Annotated in this window: 14 protein-coding genes; 4 read left to right on the plus strand and 10 right to left on the minus strand. The window is 61.4% G+C overall.

All coding sequences use genetic code 11. The features are described from left to right. Window positions 1–85: 85 nt before the first annotated feature. Together JOE62_RS11140 and JOE62_RS11145 are read left to right on the plus strand one after the other, a co-directional pair. Window positions 86–1,336 carry an acetyl-CoA C-acyltransferase gene (locus JOE62_RS11140; protein WP_204722396.1) on the plus strand — a complete coding sequence of 417 codons (1,251 nt, stop codon included), beginning with the start codon at window positions 86–88 and terminating at the stop codon, window positions 1,334–1,336. Window positions 1,337–1,346: 10 nt separating this feature from the next. Further along, window positions 1,347–3,470 (plus strand): 3-hydroxyacyl-CoA dehydrogenase NAD-binding domain-containing protein, encoded by a 2,124-nt coding sequence (locus JOE62_RS11145; protein WP_204722397.1) that lies wholly within the window; start codon window positions 1,347–1,349, stop codon window positions 3,468–3,470. Window positions 3,471–3,655: 185 nt separating this feature from the next. On the opposite strand, the gene JOE62_RS16315 is transcribed toward JOE62_RS11145, so the two are convergent. Together JOE62_RS16315 and JOE62_RS11150 are read right to left on the minus strand one after the other, a co-directional pair. Further along, window positions 3,656–3,787 carry a putative transporter small subunit gene (locus JOE62_RS16315; RefSeq protein WP_239543344.1) on the minus strand — a complete coding sequence of 44 codons (132 nt, stop codon included), beginning with the start codon at window positions 3,785–3,787 and terminating at the stop codon, window positions 3,656–3,658. Continuing rightward, complete coding sequence (locus tag JOE62_RS11150) at window positions 3,787–5,478, minus strand: sodium:solute symporter family transporter (RefSeq protein ID WP_204722398.1); 1,692 nt, start codon at window positions 5,476–5,478, stop codon at window positions 3,787–3,789. Before JOE62_RS11150 ends, JOE62_RS16315 begins: the two co-directional genes overlap by 1 nt. 998 nt (window positions 5,479–6,476) lie before the next feature. Here JOE62_RS11150 and JOE62_RS11155 point away from each other — a divergent pair. Continuing rightward, window positions 6,477–6,950: a Rieske (2Fe-2S) protein gene (locus tag JOE62_RS11155; protein WP_204722399.1), complete on the plus strand. Its 474-nt coding sequence runs from the start codon at window positions 6,477–6,479 to the stop codon at window positions 6,948–6,950. Between the two features lie 73 nt (window positions 6,951–7,023). On the opposite strand, the gene JOE62_RS11160 is transcribed toward JOE62_RS11155, so the two are convergent. Then, window positions 7,024–7,998, minus strand: a complete 975-nt coding sequence (locus tag JOE62_RS11160; protein ID WP_204722400.1) for an aldo/keto reductase — start codon at window positions 7,996–7,998, stop codon at window positions 7,024–7,026. Between the two features lie 135 nt (window positions 7,999–8,133). On the opposite strand from JOE62_RS11160, the gene argG reads away from it, so the two are divergent. Then, a complete protein-coding gene (argG, locus tag JOE62_RS11165; RefSeq protein ID WP_121866989.1) occupies window positions 8,134–9,561 on the plus strand; it encodes an argininosuccinate synthase in 1,428 nt (475 codons plus the stop codon). A gap of 10 nt (window positions 9,562–9,571) precedes the next feature. On the opposite strand, the gene JOE62_RS11170 is transcribed toward argG, so the two are convergent. The 7 genes from JOE62_RS11170 to dxs are packed head-to-tail and all read right to left on the minus strand — an operon-like array spanning window position 9,572 to window position 14,035. Next, the gene (locus JOE62_RS11170) at window positions 9,572–9,955 is read right to left on the minus strand and encodes a hypothetical protein (protein ID WP_204722401.1); all 384 of its coding nucleotides are present in this window, start codon (window positions 9,953–9,955) and stop codon (window positions 9,572–9,574) included. 45 nt (window positions 9,956–10,000) lie between these two features. Next, entirely contained in the window at window positions 10,001–10,336 is a 336-nt protein-coding gene (locus JOE62_RS11175; RefSeq protein ID WP_204722402.1) for a hypothetical protein, read from the minus strand. Window positions 10,337–10,357: 21 nt separating this feature from the next. Next, entirely contained in the window at window positions 10,358–10,633 is a 276-nt protein-coding gene (locus tag JOE62_RS11180) for a GNAT family N-acetyltransferase (protein WP_275588054.1), read from the minus strand. A 3-nt stretch (window positions 10,634–10,636) separates the two neighbouring features. Further along, a complete protein-coding gene (locus tag JOE62_RS11185) occupies window positions 10,637–10,849 on the minus strand; it encodes a hypothetical protein (protein ID WP_204722404.1) in 213 nt (70 codons plus the stop codon). Between the two features lie 6 nt (window positions 10,850–10,855). Then, the gene (locus JOE62_RS11190; protein ID WP_204722405.1) at window positions 10,856–11,425 is read right to left on the minus strand and encodes a hypothetical protein; all 570 of its coding nucleotides are present in this window, start codon (window positions 11,423–11,425) and stop codon (window positions 10,856–10,858) included. 55 nt (window positions 11,426–11,480) lie between these two features. Beyond that, window positions 11,481–12,062, minus strand: a complete 582-nt coding sequence (locus JOE62_RS11195; RefSeq protein WP_239543346.1) for a DUF402 domain-containing protein — start codon at window positions 12,060–12,062, stop codon at window positions 11,481–11,483. Window positions 12,063–12,067: 5 nt separating this feature from the next. After that, window positions 12,068–14,035 carry a 1-deoxy-D-xylulose-5-phosphate synthase gene (gene dxs / locus JOE62_RS11200; RefSeq protein ID WP_204722407.1) on the minus strand — a complete coding sequence of 656 codons (1,968 nt, stop codon included), beginning with the start codon at window positions 14,033–14,035 and terminating at the stop codon, window positions 12,068–12,070. Between the last annotated feature and the right edge of the window lie 143 nt (window positions 14,036–14,178).

Genomic DNA, 14,178 nt, shown 5'->3' on the forward strand with positions numbered 1-14,178 from the left:
GAGTAACGTATGGTTCAGGTCACAGTGATGCTGGCCACTGCCCTGTACTACACGGGCAGCATGAACCAACCCAAGGAGCCCGACGGTGACTGCCAACGCTTCGACCGTGCGCAACAGCGCGCACCCATCGCTCGACGACCGCGATGTCGTCTTCATCGACGGGGTACGCACCCCGTTCGGCAAAGCCGGCGACAAGGGAATCTACCACGGTACCCGCGCCGATGACCTTGCCGTCAAGGCCGTACGCGGCCTGCTGGAACGCAACCCTGAAGTGCCCGCCGAGAAGATCGACGAAATCTCCATCGCCGCAACCACGCAGACCGGCGACCAGGGCCTGACCTTGGGCCGCACCGTCGGCCTGCTCTCCGGCATCCCCCAGTCCGTGCCCGGCTTCGCCATCGACCGCATGTGCGCCGGCGCCATGACAGCGGTGACCGCGACCGCAGGCGGCATCGCCTTCGGCGCCTACGACGTCGTCGTCGCCGGCGGCGTGGAGCACATGGGCAACCACCCCATGGGCGCCGGAGCCGACCCGAACCCGCGTTTCCTCTCCGAGCGCATCGTCGACCCGCAGGCATTGAACATGGGCAATACCGCGGAGAACCTGCACGACCGCTTCCCTGCGATCACCAAGGAACGCGCCGACCGGTACGCCGTCGCATCCCAGGCCAAGCTGGCCAAGGCCTACGATAACCAGCAGATCCAGGCGGACCTGATCCCCGTGGCCGCCAAGCGCCCGGGCGAAGGCTGGGCCGTGAACACGGTTGACGAGCCTCCGCGGCCGGGAACCACCATGGAATCGCTGGCCGAATTGCGTACCCCGTTCCGCGCCCACGGACGCGTGACGGCAGGCAACGCAGCCGGCCTGAACGACGGCGCCACCGCCGCCCTGCTGGCCAGTGGCGCCGCAGTGCGCGATCTGGGCCTGGAACCGAAGATGCGCATGGTCTCCTTCGCCTTCTCCGGTGTGGAACCGGATGTGATGGGCTACGGACCGGTTCCGTCCACCGAAAAAGCCCTGGCCAAGGCCGGCCTGGGCATCAACGACATCGGCCTGTTCGAAATCAACGAGGCCTTCGCCGTCCAGGTGCTCTCCTTCCTCGACTACTACGGAATCGACCAGGACGATGAGCGGGTGAACCGCTACGGCGGGGCCATCGCGGTGGGCCACCCGCTGGCCTCCTCCGGCGTGCGCCTGATGTCCCAGCTGGCCCGCCAGTTCTCCGAGGACCACTCGGTGCGCTACGGCATCACCACGATGTGCATCGGCCTGGGCATGGGCGGCACAGTAATCTGGGAAAATCCAAACCACGCGGACTTCGGCAGCAAGGCATAAGGAAGAGACAATGACTGCATTGAGCAAAGATTTCCAGACTGTCGCGCAGCTGATGCACGACGAGACCGTCACCCACTCCTACGTGAAGGATGTGGCACTGCCCAGCGGCAAGACCATGGCGCTGCTGACCCTGGACAACGGGTTGGACCACAAGAAGCCGACTACGCTCGGGCCCAACGGGCTGCTGGAATTGCGCGCTGCGCTTGAAGTCCAGGCAGAACGCGCGAAGAACGGCGAGATCCACGCACTGGCGATCACCGGCAAGCCATTCTTCCTGATCGCCGGCGCCGACCTGTCGGCCGTCACCCGCCTGAGCGAACCGAGCCAGGCCACGGCCATGGCTTCGCTGGGCCATTACACCTATGAGCTGCTTGCCGATTTGGGCGTCCCGACCTTCGCCTTCATCAACGGCCTGGCGCTCGGCGGCGGCCTGGAAATCGCACTGGCCTGCAACTACCGCACGGTCAGCACCACCGCCGGCGCACTGGGCTTGCCGGAAAGCTTCCTCGGCCTGATCCCGGGTTGGGCCGGCGTCTACCGCCTGCCACGCCTGATCGGCCCGGAGAACGCGCTGAAGGTCATGATCGAGAACCCGCTGAACAACAACCGTACGCTCTCCGGTCCGGCCGCCGCGAAGATGGGCGTTGCCGATGCCCTATTCGAATCGGCCGACTTCATCGAGCATTCAATTGCCTTCGCTGACGGCGTCATCTCCGGAACCACCGAGGTCAAGCGCCCCAACGCCGTTGACCCCAGCGATCCGGAAGTTGCTCGCCGCTGGCTGGAGGCGGCCGATGAGGCCGAGAGGTTCGTCGACGCAAAGCTTTCCGGTGCGGCCCCCGCGCCGTACAAGGTGCTTGAGGTCTTCCGCCAGGGCCTGGCCATCTCGCAGCAGGAGTCGGCCGCCCTTGAGGTCGATGCATTGACCGGGCTGATGCGTACCCCGCAGTTCCAGAACACCGTGTATGCCTTCCTGGACCTGGTCCAGAAGCGCGGCAAGCGTCCTGCCGGCGCACCGGATCCCAAGCTCGCCCGCCCGGTCACCAAGGTGGGCGTCGTCGGCGCCGGCCTGATGGCCAGCCAGCTGGCCCTGCTGTTCGTCCGCCGGCTGAACGTGCCGGTGGTGATCACCGATCTGGATCAATCGCGGGTGGACAAGGGACTGGCCTACATCCACGGCGAGATCGACAAGTTGCACGCCAAGGGCCGGATGAGCCAGGATGCGGTGAACCGCACCAAGGCCCTGGTTACCGGCTCGGTCACCAAGGAGGCATTCGCCGATGCCGATTTCGTCATCGAGGCAGTCTTCGAAGAGCTGAACGTGAAGAAGCAGGTTTTCGCAGAGGTAGAGGCAGTGGTCTCCCCCGAGTGCATCCTGGCCACCAACACGTCCTCGCTCTCGGTCACCGAGATGGGGCGCGACCTTGAGCACCCAGAACGCCTGGTCGGCTTCCACTTCTTCAACCCGGTCGCAGTGATGCCGCTGCTAGAAATCGCCGCTACCGAATGGACCAGCGATTCCGCGCTGTCCACCGCGTTCGTGCTGGGCAAGAAGCTGAAGAAGACCGCGGTCAAAACCAAGGATTCCGCCGCGTTCGTGGTCAACCGCGTATTGCTTCGCCTGATGAGCGAAGTCCAGGCAGCTTTCGATGAGGGCACCGACGCGAAGACAGCTGACTCGGCACTGGCCCCAATGGGCCTGCCGATGACCCCGCTGACCCTGTTGGCCATGGTGGGCCTGCCGGTCGCGCAGCACGTCAACGAGTCGCTGAACGCCGCTTTCGGCGATCGCTTCACCATCTCGGAGAATCTGCAGAAGCTGATCGATGCAAAGATCACAACCCTCTGGGTCAAGGACGAGGCAGGCAACCAGGTGCTCAACCCTGAAGCTGAAAAGCTGATGTCCTTCGGCGATCAGCCCTCGACCGGAGAACAGATCCTGGCCCGTGTCCAGGACGCGCTGGCTGAAGAAATCGGACTGCTGCTGGCTGAAGGCGTAGTTGCCGAAGCCGCCGACGTTGACCTGTGCATGATCACCGGTGCCGGCTGGCCGATGCACTTGGGCGGCATTACCCCGTATCTTGACCAGGTTGGCGCCTCCGCACGCGTCAACGGCAAGAAGTTCAACGGCTAGTACCCAACCGGCCGTTTTTGGTTGCATCGCTTTTCCCTGGGCGCTGGAACCAGGCAAGGAGCCGAGACTCTTCCCCATCGGGAAGCTGGTCTCGGCTCCTTGCTGTCTTGAAGATGCGCGAACCCCGTACAGCTGGATCCGCTGTACGGGGTTCGCGCGTTCTGAGGAGCTGCGCCTGCTAGCAGTTAGATGATGTCCTCGCCGTTGCGGCGGGCTTCCAGCCATTCCTGGATGAAACCCCTGCTGATGAAGAACAGCACTCCTGCCACGATCGCTGGCCATACCAGCACATACAGGCTCAAGAAAAACGTCGTCATTATTTGCCTCCCAGGCTCTGTGCGTCACGTCCGGCTTCTGCAGTATCAGTCTGTGCCTCAACTACATCGAAGTCACCGGTGCGTATCGCGATCACATCGAAGTCGAATTCCATCTTGGATCTGAAGGACATGAGGTAGCAGACGATGGTACTGACCGAGTAGGCTACCAGCGAAGCGCTCAAGGTGGTGTAATCGCGGAGGAAACCGAAGGCGAACGGAGCACTGACCAGCATCGCGACGACTCCGACAATCTTGGCGACGCGCAGGCCGAAGAAGCCGAAGCTCATCAATGCCAGGACCACGCCGATGCCAATCACCGCGAGCAACTCGATCAGGAATCCGGTGACGCCGTTGATCGGGATCAGTTCGAAGCGAACCGGGATGAAGATCGCAAGGGCAACCAGTACCGAGACGGTGAAGGCCTTGTTCGTGACCTTATTCCAGTAGAAGCTGGCCAAAACCGGGAATACCAGTGCGCCCCAAAGGGCACCAACGAAGACCAGCAGGTCCAGGATATTCAGCTGCATGCTCGCGAAAGCGACTGCCAAGGCCGTGGCAACAATCATGGTCGCACGGCCAAAGAGCAGCATCTTCTTCGGATCGGCCTTGTCCTTGCCGGCGACGTTCTGCCCGTAGACATCCGCCATCATGATCGAAGACAGTGCCGCCAAGTCAGAGTCGGCTGTGGACGACAGCGCACCAATAATCATGATGAAGAACAGCGCCAGCAGAACACCGGGCAGGTAGCTGGCTGCCATCTCAGGAATGAGGTTGTTCATGTCGCCACCGGATGGCTCGAATCCGAGGTACAGGGCCAGCACACCGAGCATGCCCACGCCGATGACCATGGCGCCGTATCCGATGGTTGCGGTGATGAACGTCGGCTTGATCAGGTCCTCGCGCACTGCGAACAGACGCTGGGCAATGGTCTGGTTGCCGATTGCGTAGGCCAGTACCGCGGCAATATATGGTGCGCCTTGGCCCAGGAATGCTTCAGAGGAGAAGAAGTTGGACTGCTGCGGGGTCAGGTTGCTTGCGCCGGTTTCGAACGCGGCCGGGAAGCCTGCGGCAAAGAAGATGGCTGGAACGATAATTGCCACAGCGCCGAGCATCGCAACGACCTGGACAAAGTCGGTCAGCACCGAAGCACGGAACCCGGACCACAGGGTGTAGAGCAGAACGCCACCGGCGACGGCCAGCACGCCCTGGATGAAGTTGAAGGGCGAGAGCATCGAGATCAATACGCCGCCGGCAATGAAGTTGGACATCAGGGAGATGACCGAACCGACAATATTGGATCCGGCCAGCATCAGCTGGCTGGAGCGGCCGTGGCGTGCGTGCATGACCTCGGCGAGGGTGTGCGCGCGTGGTGCGACCTTGCGGATCCGCTTGCCGAATGGGTAGATGAACAGAATCATCAACGCACCCCAGAGACCGTAGTGGATGGGGCCGGAGATTCCGTAGGTGTAACCTGACGTGGCCGAGGCATACATCGACGAAGCCCAAATCCACGTCGCGGTCATACTCGCAGCAGAAATGCCGAATCCGATTTTATTTCCCGCCGTCATGTAATCGTCGGCGTTTTCCTTCTTTTTCCCGATCCGGGTAGAAATTAAAAAGGTTCCTCCGTAGAAGAGCACCAAAAGCAAGACAACAGTTAGGGCGCTGAATTGCACGATTTCGTTATCCACGCGCCACCTCCCTCTTTTAGACAGTGATGAGATCCGCGCCGGGAGCTATTAGCTCAACCGACGACTTGTCCTGCACGTCTTCCCGCGAGATGTCATCGCTAGGGGTAAATTTCAGCTGACGCGCACAAGCCCCTGGGCCCATGAATCACTTCCCTACACTCAAGTTTCGTTCGTTTCTCATTCGTATCGTTCATCCCTGGTAACTGGGAGCACCACCTTCTGGATTCATTCCAGAAACTGGTGATTTGGCTTCACAACGTGAATCCAGACCTCTGGCTCGCCTGCATCTCACTTGCGGCTATCCAGACGTGCGCCTAACGGCGCTTCGGGTCAGTACAGGCGTGACATTCGCGTTGGCGAATACCGCCTGTTTTCCATCGGAGAACTGCTACCTGTAACTCAACACGCGATCACGGCGCGGAGTATCTCGGTCGGCGTCAATAAGCCTGACAGGTGAACAGTTAAAGAATTCTCCGAAAATGTTAGCTTCAACTAGCTATCCAAATATTAGCATGAATGCAAAGATATCCGAACTATCAGCCGCCAGGCAGTGAGTCAACCGAACAGCCCGCCAAGCTCGAACCGAGCCATTCAAATTAATCCATCTCCTGCATCAATTACCAGCCGGTATTCATTCGCGCGTAACGGCGCGCACAAAAACAGGAAAGCCTCAGCAGGAAAAAGATCTAGATTCGGCCACTTCCAACCCAACCGCAAGGCGGCATTGCGACGAAGCTCCACGCGCAGGAAAAACCCCACCTAGATTACTAACCATGGGCAGAACCCAGGGCTCAAGCCACATTCAACGAGACCGACCCCCAAGGGCCCACGCTGTAAATTCGATGCTGATGCATGAATATGCATAAGGTTCGATAGCCGGATAGCTGAATGGTAAATGAACAACGCCTCTGCCGGTTGCATTCCACAAACGCGGCGATCACCAAGCACGGGCGTTTGGCACTTAGCGCCTGCACAGAGATCTCTGCCAGAATGGGATCATGACTGACATTGCCCGACCAGCCCGCCGCACATTCATGTGCGCTTCGGCAGCACTTGGTTCCGCCGCTCTTCTGACCGCCTGCGGTGATGGACGTTCTGAAGCAGACACCCCCGAGGCATTGCCGATCCCGGAACCAACCGGCGAAGGACAGTCGCTCATGAAGACGAAGGATCTGCCCGTTGGATCACGCGCCTTGGCACCTGCCAAGGATCCGTCCGGAAAGGATGTCGGCATTCTGCTTTTCCGCAAGGATGAGAAGACCGTATTGGCGTACTCGAACGTTTGCACGCATCAGGGTTGCGCGGTAACCCCTAAATCCAGCAAAGAAGATTTCTACTGCGCCTGCCACGGCTCACGATTTGCACCCGCTGATGGAACCGTAACCGATGGTCCAGCTATCGCCGCCTTGCCACGATACGCTGCGGCAATCGAAGGCGACGACATCATCGCCTACGTCACCGCCGCAGAGTAGTTTCCCACCTCTAATCAAGCATGAAGGGCTGAACCCCACAGGGTTCAGCCCTTCATGCTTGGCCCAGACGCCATTAGAACAAGGCAACCTTTTCCGGAGCCGGGAAGAGCTCGTCCATCTGGGTCCGCTCGGTCTCAGTAGGAACCCAGCGAACGGCAGCGGCGTTGGCGCGTATCTGCTCGGGACGAGTAGCACCCGCAATCACCGAGGCCACAGGCGACTGCGCGGCCAGCCACGAGAACGCCAATTCGACCGGCGTAAGATCCCGTTCGGCAGCGAAGGCATTGAACCGGTCGAGCTGCTCGAAATCGCTGGTTTCCACCAGGTGCTGGCGCGCATGCGTCAGGCGGGTGCCCTCCGGGGCATGCCCCTTGGAGTACTTGCCAGTGAGCAGCCCGTTCGCGAGCGGGAAATAAGGCAAAACACCCAGGTCGAATTCACGAGCAGCCGGCAGCACTTCGAGTTCCGCGCGGCGGTCAATCAGGTTGTAGTGGTTCTGCGCCGAAATGAACCGTTCGGTTCCCAACTCACGGGCGACGTACTCCGCCTGGGCAATTTGCCAGCCGGAGCGGTTCGAATGGCCGATATAGCGAACCTTGCCGCTAGCCACCAGATCATCCAGGGCCCGCAAGGTTTCCTCAATAGGGGTCATCGCATCCGGCGTATGGAACTGGTACAGGTCGATGTAGTCCGTTCCCAGTCGCTTGAGCGACGCTTCGACCGCTCTGACAATATAGCGGCGCGAGCCTCGTGCGTTGAAGTCCGGTCCGTTCACGCCCTGCATATCCATGCCGAACTTGGTGGCCAACACGATGTCCTTGCGTGCTGGACCCAGCGCCTTGCCGAGGCGGATTTCGGAAAGCCCCGCTTCCTTGCCATAGATGTCCGCGACATCGAAGAGCGTGATACCCGCATCGAGGGCCGCCTTGATCACGGCGTCGGTTCCTTCCTGGGATTCCGTTGCAGTACCTGCGCGGCCAAGGTTGTTGCAGCCTATCCCGACGACGGAAACGCTCAGGCCGCTGCGGCCTAGCTGACGGAATTCCATGGACACCTCATCTGTTGGTCTGATCATCCGCTTCACTGAGCGACCTTATACCCCTAGGCTATCTGGTAAGTACAAGTGCTCAACATTTCACGGCACAATTCACTGCATTGCATATTTATCCATTAGGATGGAGACATGTCTAAAGTTCTTACCAATCTCCCTGTAGGCGAGCGCGTGGGTATCGCGTTCTCCGGTGGCCTCGACACCTCGGTCGCAGTAGCCTGGATGCGCGACAAGGGCGCCATCCCTTACACCTACACTGGCGACCTCGGCCAGTACGATGAGCCAGATATCGATGCAGTACCTGGCCGCGCGCTGGAGTACGGTGCAGAGAACTCCCGCCTGGTTGATTGCAAGCCTGCCTTGGTTGAAGAAGGCTTCGCAGCACTCGCCTGCGGCGCTTTCCACATCCGCACCGGCGGCAAGACCTACTTCAACACCACCCCGCTGGGCCGCGCCGTCACCGGCACCCTGCTGGTTCGCGCCATGCGCGAAGATGGCGTGGACGTCTGGGGCGACGGTTCGACCTACAAGGGCAACGACATCGAGCGCTTCTACCGCTACGGCTTGATGGCCAACCCGAAGCTGCGCATCTACAAGCCATGGCTGGATCCGAACTTCGTTGCAGAACTCGGCGGCCGCCAGGAAATGTCCGAATGGCTGCAGGAACACGGTTTCCCATACCGCGACTCGGCTGAAAAGGCCTACTCGACCGACGCCAATATCTGGGGCGCGACGCATGAGGCGAAGACCCTGGAACTGCTCGACAGCTCCATCGAATCCGTTGAGCCGATCATGGGCGTTAAGTACTGGGACGAAAGCGTCGAGATCAAGACCGAAGACGTTTCGATTTCCTTCGTCGCCGGCCGCCCGGTGGCCATCAATGGCAAGGAATTCACCGATCCGGTGGCCCTGGTCAACGAAGCAAACATCATCGGTGGCCGCCATGGCTTGGGCATGAGCGACCAGATCGAGAACCGCATCATCGAGGCCAAGTCCCGCGGCATCTACGAAGCCCCTGCAATGGCGCTGTTGTACATCGCCTACGAACGCCTGGTCAACGCGATCCACAACGAAGACACCGTGGCCAGCTACCACAACGAAGGCCGCCGCCTGGGCCGCCTGATGTACGAAGGCCGCTGGCTGGACCCGCAGGCCCTGATGCTGCGCGAATCGCTGCAGCGTTGGGTAGGTTCGGCCATCACCGGTACCGTGACCATCCGCCTGCGCCGCGGCGACGACTACACCATCCTCAACACCGAGGGTGAGAACCTGAGCTACCACCCGGACAAGCTGTCCATGGAGCGCGTAGGCGATGCAGCCTTCGGCCCGGTTGACCGCATCGGCCAGCTGACCATGCGCAACCTGGACATCGCCGACTCCCGAGGCCGCCTGGAGCAGTACGCGAACATGGGACTGGTCGGCGGCACCACCGCCAAGCTGGTCGGCTCGCTGGAAGCCGGCGGAGCCGACGCGATCGTGAACGCTACCCAGGTCGACAGCGACGATCTGGCTACCGACCGCGCTATCGAGTCAGCTGCCTTCGACGCAGGCACCGACTAAGCTCGCGGGCTCATGCCCCAAGCGCTGAAAAGCTCGGGCGGGTCCTTCCTTGGCTGGAAGGATCCGTCCGAGCTTTTTCTTGTGCAGCAGGCCAGAGCACCGCCCGGTTTGCAGCCGGGCGGCAGGGGCTTAGAGGGGCCAGGCCGTTGAGCGCGGCCAGGGATTGCAGGGCCATGATGAACCCGGCCAGCGGGAGGAACCTGAGGATTCCGTGCACCACAGTTCCCACACCGGTGTCCTTGGCTGGGAGCTTCACCGCTTCATCCGTCAACCAAGTGGCCAGCGTGATCACGGTGCCGATCAACGCGATTTGCTCCTCGGGCAGCGTCATCGTCTTGGCCAGCACGATCCCGGCAGCGAATCCGATCAGCACCTGGGTGGCCGCCCACAGCATCGGACGCAGCGTGCCCTGGAGCTTCGAACGCCCGACGCCCCAAGGCTAGGCCTCGATCAGCTGCAGCAGCGGGCTGACCGCGATGGTGAAGCCGACCAGCGAAACCAGTCGCAGCACCAGCCGGATGCGGGCGCCGGAAGTGGTGTTCGGTGCTGGCAGGCGGAAACCCTGCTCGACGATCCACGCCGCGATCACCACGATGACCCCTGCCAGAGCCAGCTGTGCGTGGCCGGCCCCGGAGAACAGCGAGGTGATGCCGATGCCGATAATGACGCCAACGCAGGCCTGGAACACCAGGTGCAGCGGTGTGCGGGTTGCGCCCATCCGCGGGGCCTTACGCTGAGCGCCGGAAGTTTCGTCCCGGTCTTCTTGTGGAATCATTTCTCCTTGTATCCTGCTCGTTCAAACCTGCGTCTTCGCTGCACTGCGCGAAGGCGCCAAATCCTTGGACAGCAGCACGCCGCTGCCGCCGCTGAAAACCACGGTACCCAGCTGCGCAGCCCGGGCCACTTTCTCGAAGCCCAGGGAGCGGTGGAGCGCCAATGACGCGGCGTTCTGCGCATTGACCACGCACCATGCGCTCGAAGCGCGCTGGGCAATCCAGTCCAGCCGTGCTTCCGTCAGGCTCCGACCCACTCCCCGGTGCCGGCATCCGCGGGCAACCTCGATCCCAGCCAGGTACTAACCAGCTGGAGCTGTTGCATCAGCAGGTTCCCACCAATGGGCACGGGACCAGCCAAGCAGTTGGCCATCCAGGTTGTAGATGACCAGCTGGCACTCTCCGCTCCCCCACAGCTCAGGTTCTGCATGGCGCCCCATGCTTTGGGACAACCTGCGGATGGCCGGGTAGTCCACTGCCCGCATCGGTTGCGGCGCGGGAATGCCCAGTCTCATCAGCAGCTAGTCGATGGACATGGGCTTTGATGGCATTGGGTGGGCCATCTTCAGCTTGTTCGCTTCAGCGTAGGGTGCGACGCCGATGCTCATCTTGGTGAAGTCCAGCTTGGCTTCGCGGATGCACGTCTTGATCGCCGCAACTGCCAGTTTTGGCGCTGGAGATAGGACCCTGATGTTCAGCTTGCGGTTGCCGAAATCGCTGGACTCCACGGTACCCAGTCCGCGCCATGCCAGGTGGCCGGTCAATGCTTCCTTGGTCTTCTTTTCAAGGTAGTGGTCACGCTCGGTGCCGTTGGCCGACTTCAGCGCATACTGGACGATCACCCACGACTGGTCTTCCGCTTCAATTTCCTTGTAGCCTGCTTCTGCACAGGCTTCCATGAACCCGGCGAACAACTCGTCCGCGCGATCGTTGTCGACGTCCTGCACATCGCTGGTTTGCGACATATGGCCAACGGAGCCGTGGTTGATCACGAACTGGCCCAGCTCTTCGTCCTCGAACTGCTGGAACCACGCTTCACGGAAATGCAGTACGTTCTTCTCATCCAAACGGTAGGTGCGCACAATCGCCATAGGTTTTCCCTTTTCAGGTCAGTGAATCATTCAAGTATGAAATTCTTGGACAGCTTCAGGCTGTCGGGAGGCCCGCGACTTTAGCTAACCATAATTCCCGATGAGCATGGTTGAACGGCGACGAATTCTCCGCCACGGATTCCAAGAGCTGTTCGCTGGTATCGCGAACTGAATCCTGGAGCTTCTGCGGATACCCCATCGACAGCGCGTGCTCTGCGAACTCGTCCTCGTCATCAAGGAAAGTGCCTTTGCTCCGGGAACGGATGACATCCAGATCCAGGTCAATGGAGTTGATTTCCCACGCGTCACGTTTCATCTGCAGCCAGCCGACATTGCTGGACAGGTCAATGTAGACGTCGAAATCCTCTGAGGCATCCGAATACATCGTGGCGACCCAGTCTCCACGATGCGGGATCAGGCACAACGCGTTGGTGGCAGCCAGGTGGGCGGTGCCAGGACGGGCGACCAGGGAACCGGCTGGCTGATGCAGCCAGTGGCCGAATTCGTCTTGCCCAAGGTAGAAGCCCGGGACAACCCAGTGCGGGCTCCCGTCGAACTTCCATGCGCGCGCGACAACTAGCGAGCCGAAGCCGATATTCTCAGGGCTGCGGGGCAAATCCTTCGGGCAACCGCTCATAGGGCTCACAGCTTAGGGATCTGTCCGGTGGGCAGGTCCTGGCCAGGCAGCGGGCGGGCGAAAGGCACCTTGGTGCCGAGCACCTGTGCGAGCGTATCCCGGGCTACCTGCTTGGCGGTCAATCCGACGCGTTCAAGCACCTCTCCACGGGTGCCGTGAGCCAGGAATTCCGTAGGCAGGCCCACTTCGTTCAACGCGGTGTCCACCCCTGCGGCACGCATCTCGGTGCGCAGGCGCGAACCGACGCCGCCGGCACGCACGCCGTCCTCGACGCATACAACGATGCGGTGGCGGGCAGCCAGGGAAATCACCGACTTCGGCATCGGCAGAACCCAGCGCGGGTCGACGACGGTGACCGACACACCCTGGCTGTTCAGGCGCTGGGCAACATCCAGCGACAGCTCGCTCATGGCACCGACCGAAACGATCAGGACATCCGGCGCCGACCGGTCCCCCAGCCGGGCCAGCACGTCCACGCCATCGGGCAGGCGATCGACGGCTTCCACTGGTTCGCCGACCGAGCCCTTGGAGAAACGCACGACGCTTGGCGCATCGTCGATGTCCAGGGCTTCGCGCAGTTCTTCGCGCAGGCGGTCCGCATCGCGTGGTGCGGCCAGGTGCAGGTTCGGCACGATCTGGGTCAGCGCCATATCCCACATGCCATGGTGGCTGGCGCCGTCCGGGCCGGTGACACCTGCACGGTCCAGCACGATGGTGACTCCGGCCTTGTGCAGGGCCACGTCCATCAGTAGCTGGTCGAAGGCGCGGTTCAAGAAGGTCGCATAGACGCAGACGACAGGATGCAGGCCGCCGAAGGCAAGGCCTGCCGCGGTGGTCATGGCGTGCTGTTCGGCGATGCCAACGTCGATCACGCGGTCGGGATGCTCCTGGGACATCTGCTTCAGGCCCACCGGCTGCAGCATGGCGCCGGTGATCGCCACGATGTCCTCGCGCTCATTGGCCACGGCGGAGATTTCCTCGCCGAAGACGCTCGTCCAGCTTTGCGCACTGGGCTTGGACACTGGCAGTCCGGTGACCGGATCGATTACGCCAACAGCGTGGAACTGGTCAGCCTCATCGGCTCGGGCCGGGGCGTACCCATGGCCCTTCTCGGTCAGGGCGTGGACCAGCACCGGGCCGGCGTACTGCTTCGCCTGCTGCAGCGCCTCTTCTACGGCACGCTGGTTGTGCCCATCGATCGGGCCGATGTACTTCAGGCCGAGGTCTTCGAACAATCCCTGCGGAGCCCACCAGTCCTTGATGCCCTTCTTCGTGGCATGCAGGGACTTGTAGGTGAAGTCACCGATGGGACCCGAGCCCTTGAGCTTGACCTTGAGCTTGTCCATGGCGTTCTCGTACGCGGGGTGGGTGCGGAACTTGTCCAGCTGCTGGCGCAGGCCGGAAAGCTGGTTGGCCAGGCCGCCGATGGTCGGGGCGTAGGAGCGGCCGTTGTCGTTGACCACGATGACCGCTTTGCGGTCCTTATCGGCAGCGATGTTGTTGACCGCTTCCCAGGCCATGCCGCCGGTCAGGGCGCCATCGCCGACCAGCGCCACGGCGTAGCGGTCATTGTGATTCATCAGCTTGTTCGCGCGGGAAATGCCGTCAATCCATGACAACGAAGAGGAGGCATGGGAAGACTCGACAACGTCGTGTTCCGATTCACCGCGGTCGGGGTAGCCAGACAGGCCCCCTTGCTGGCGCAGGGTTTCGAAGTTCTGGCGTCCGGTAACCAGCTTGTGCACGTACGACTGGTGCCCCGTGTCGAAGACGATGGAATCAGTGGGGGAATCGAAGACGCGGTGGATGCCCAGGGTCAATTCGATTACGCCGAGGTTCGGGCCCAGATGCCCGCCGGTCCGTGCGACATTGTCGATGAGGAAACTGCGGATTTCCTCCGCCAAGTCGCCGAGCTGTTCAAGGGTAAGCGCCCGCAGGTCACTTGGTTTCTTGATGGTCTTCAGTAAAGACACGTTCATCCCCTTCACAAATTCACCGACGATAGGCTGGAAAGCCCATGCGAAATACCCAGTTTACCGCGTCCAAGGCTTCTTTCATTATCCGCCAACGTTCCAGTTGGTGCTAATTTCCCGGCAATGACGTTCGCTACCCTGCC

Origin of the sequence: Glutamicibacter nicotianae (assembly GCF_016907615.1) — a bacterium.
Lineage (GTDB): Bacteria > Actinomycetota > Actinomycetes > Actinomycetales > Micrococcaceae > Glutamicibacter > Glutamicibacter nicotianae.

What these genes read in the sequence shown, in the direction of transcription:
- JOE62_RS11190 (WP_204722405.1), bottom strand. Translation starts at nt 11,425, where the DNA reads ATGGCGATTGTGCGCACCTACCGTTTGGATGAGAAGAACGTACTGCAT.
- JOE62_RS11145 (WP_204722397.1), top strand. Translation starts at nt 1,347, where the DNA reads ATGACTGCATTGAGCAAAGATTTCCAGACTGTCGCGCAGCTGATGCAC.
- JOE62_RS11185 (WP_204722404.1), bottom strand. Translation starts at nt 10,849, where the DNA reads ATGAGACTGGGCATTCCCGCGCCGCAACCGATGCGGGCAGTGGACTAC.
- JOE62_RS11175 (WP_204722402.1), bottom strand. Translation starts at nt 10,336, where the DNA reads ATGATTCCACAAGAAGACCGGGACGAAACTTCCGGCGCTCAGCGTAAG.
- JOE62_RS11160 (WP_204722400.1), bottom strand. Translation starts at nt 7,998, where the DNA reads ATGGAATTCCGTCAGCTAGGCCGCAGCGGCCTGAGCGTTTCCGTCGTC.
- JOE62_RS11155 (WP_204722399.1), top strand. Translation starts at nt 6,477, where the DNA reads ATGACTGACATTGCCCGACCAGCCCGCCGCACATTCATGTGCGCTTCG.
- JOE62_RS11170 (WP_204722401.1), bottom strand. Translation starts at nt 9,955, where the DNA reads ATGCTGTGGGCGGCCACCCAGGTGCTGATCGGATTCGCTGCCGGGATC.
- argG (WP_121866989.1), top strand. Translation starts at nt 8,134, where the DNA reads ATGTCTAAAGTTCTTACCAATCTCCCTGTAGGCGAGCGCGTGGGTATC.
- JOE62_RS11195 (WP_239543346.1), bottom strand. Translation starts at nt 12,062, where the DNA reads ATGAGCGGTTGCCCGAAGGATTTGCCCCGCAGCCCTGAGAATATCGGC.
- JOE62_RS16315 (WP_239543344.1), bottom strand. Translation starts at nt 3,787, where the DNA reads ATGACGACGTTTTTCTTGAGCCTGTATGTGCTGGTATGGCCAGCGATC.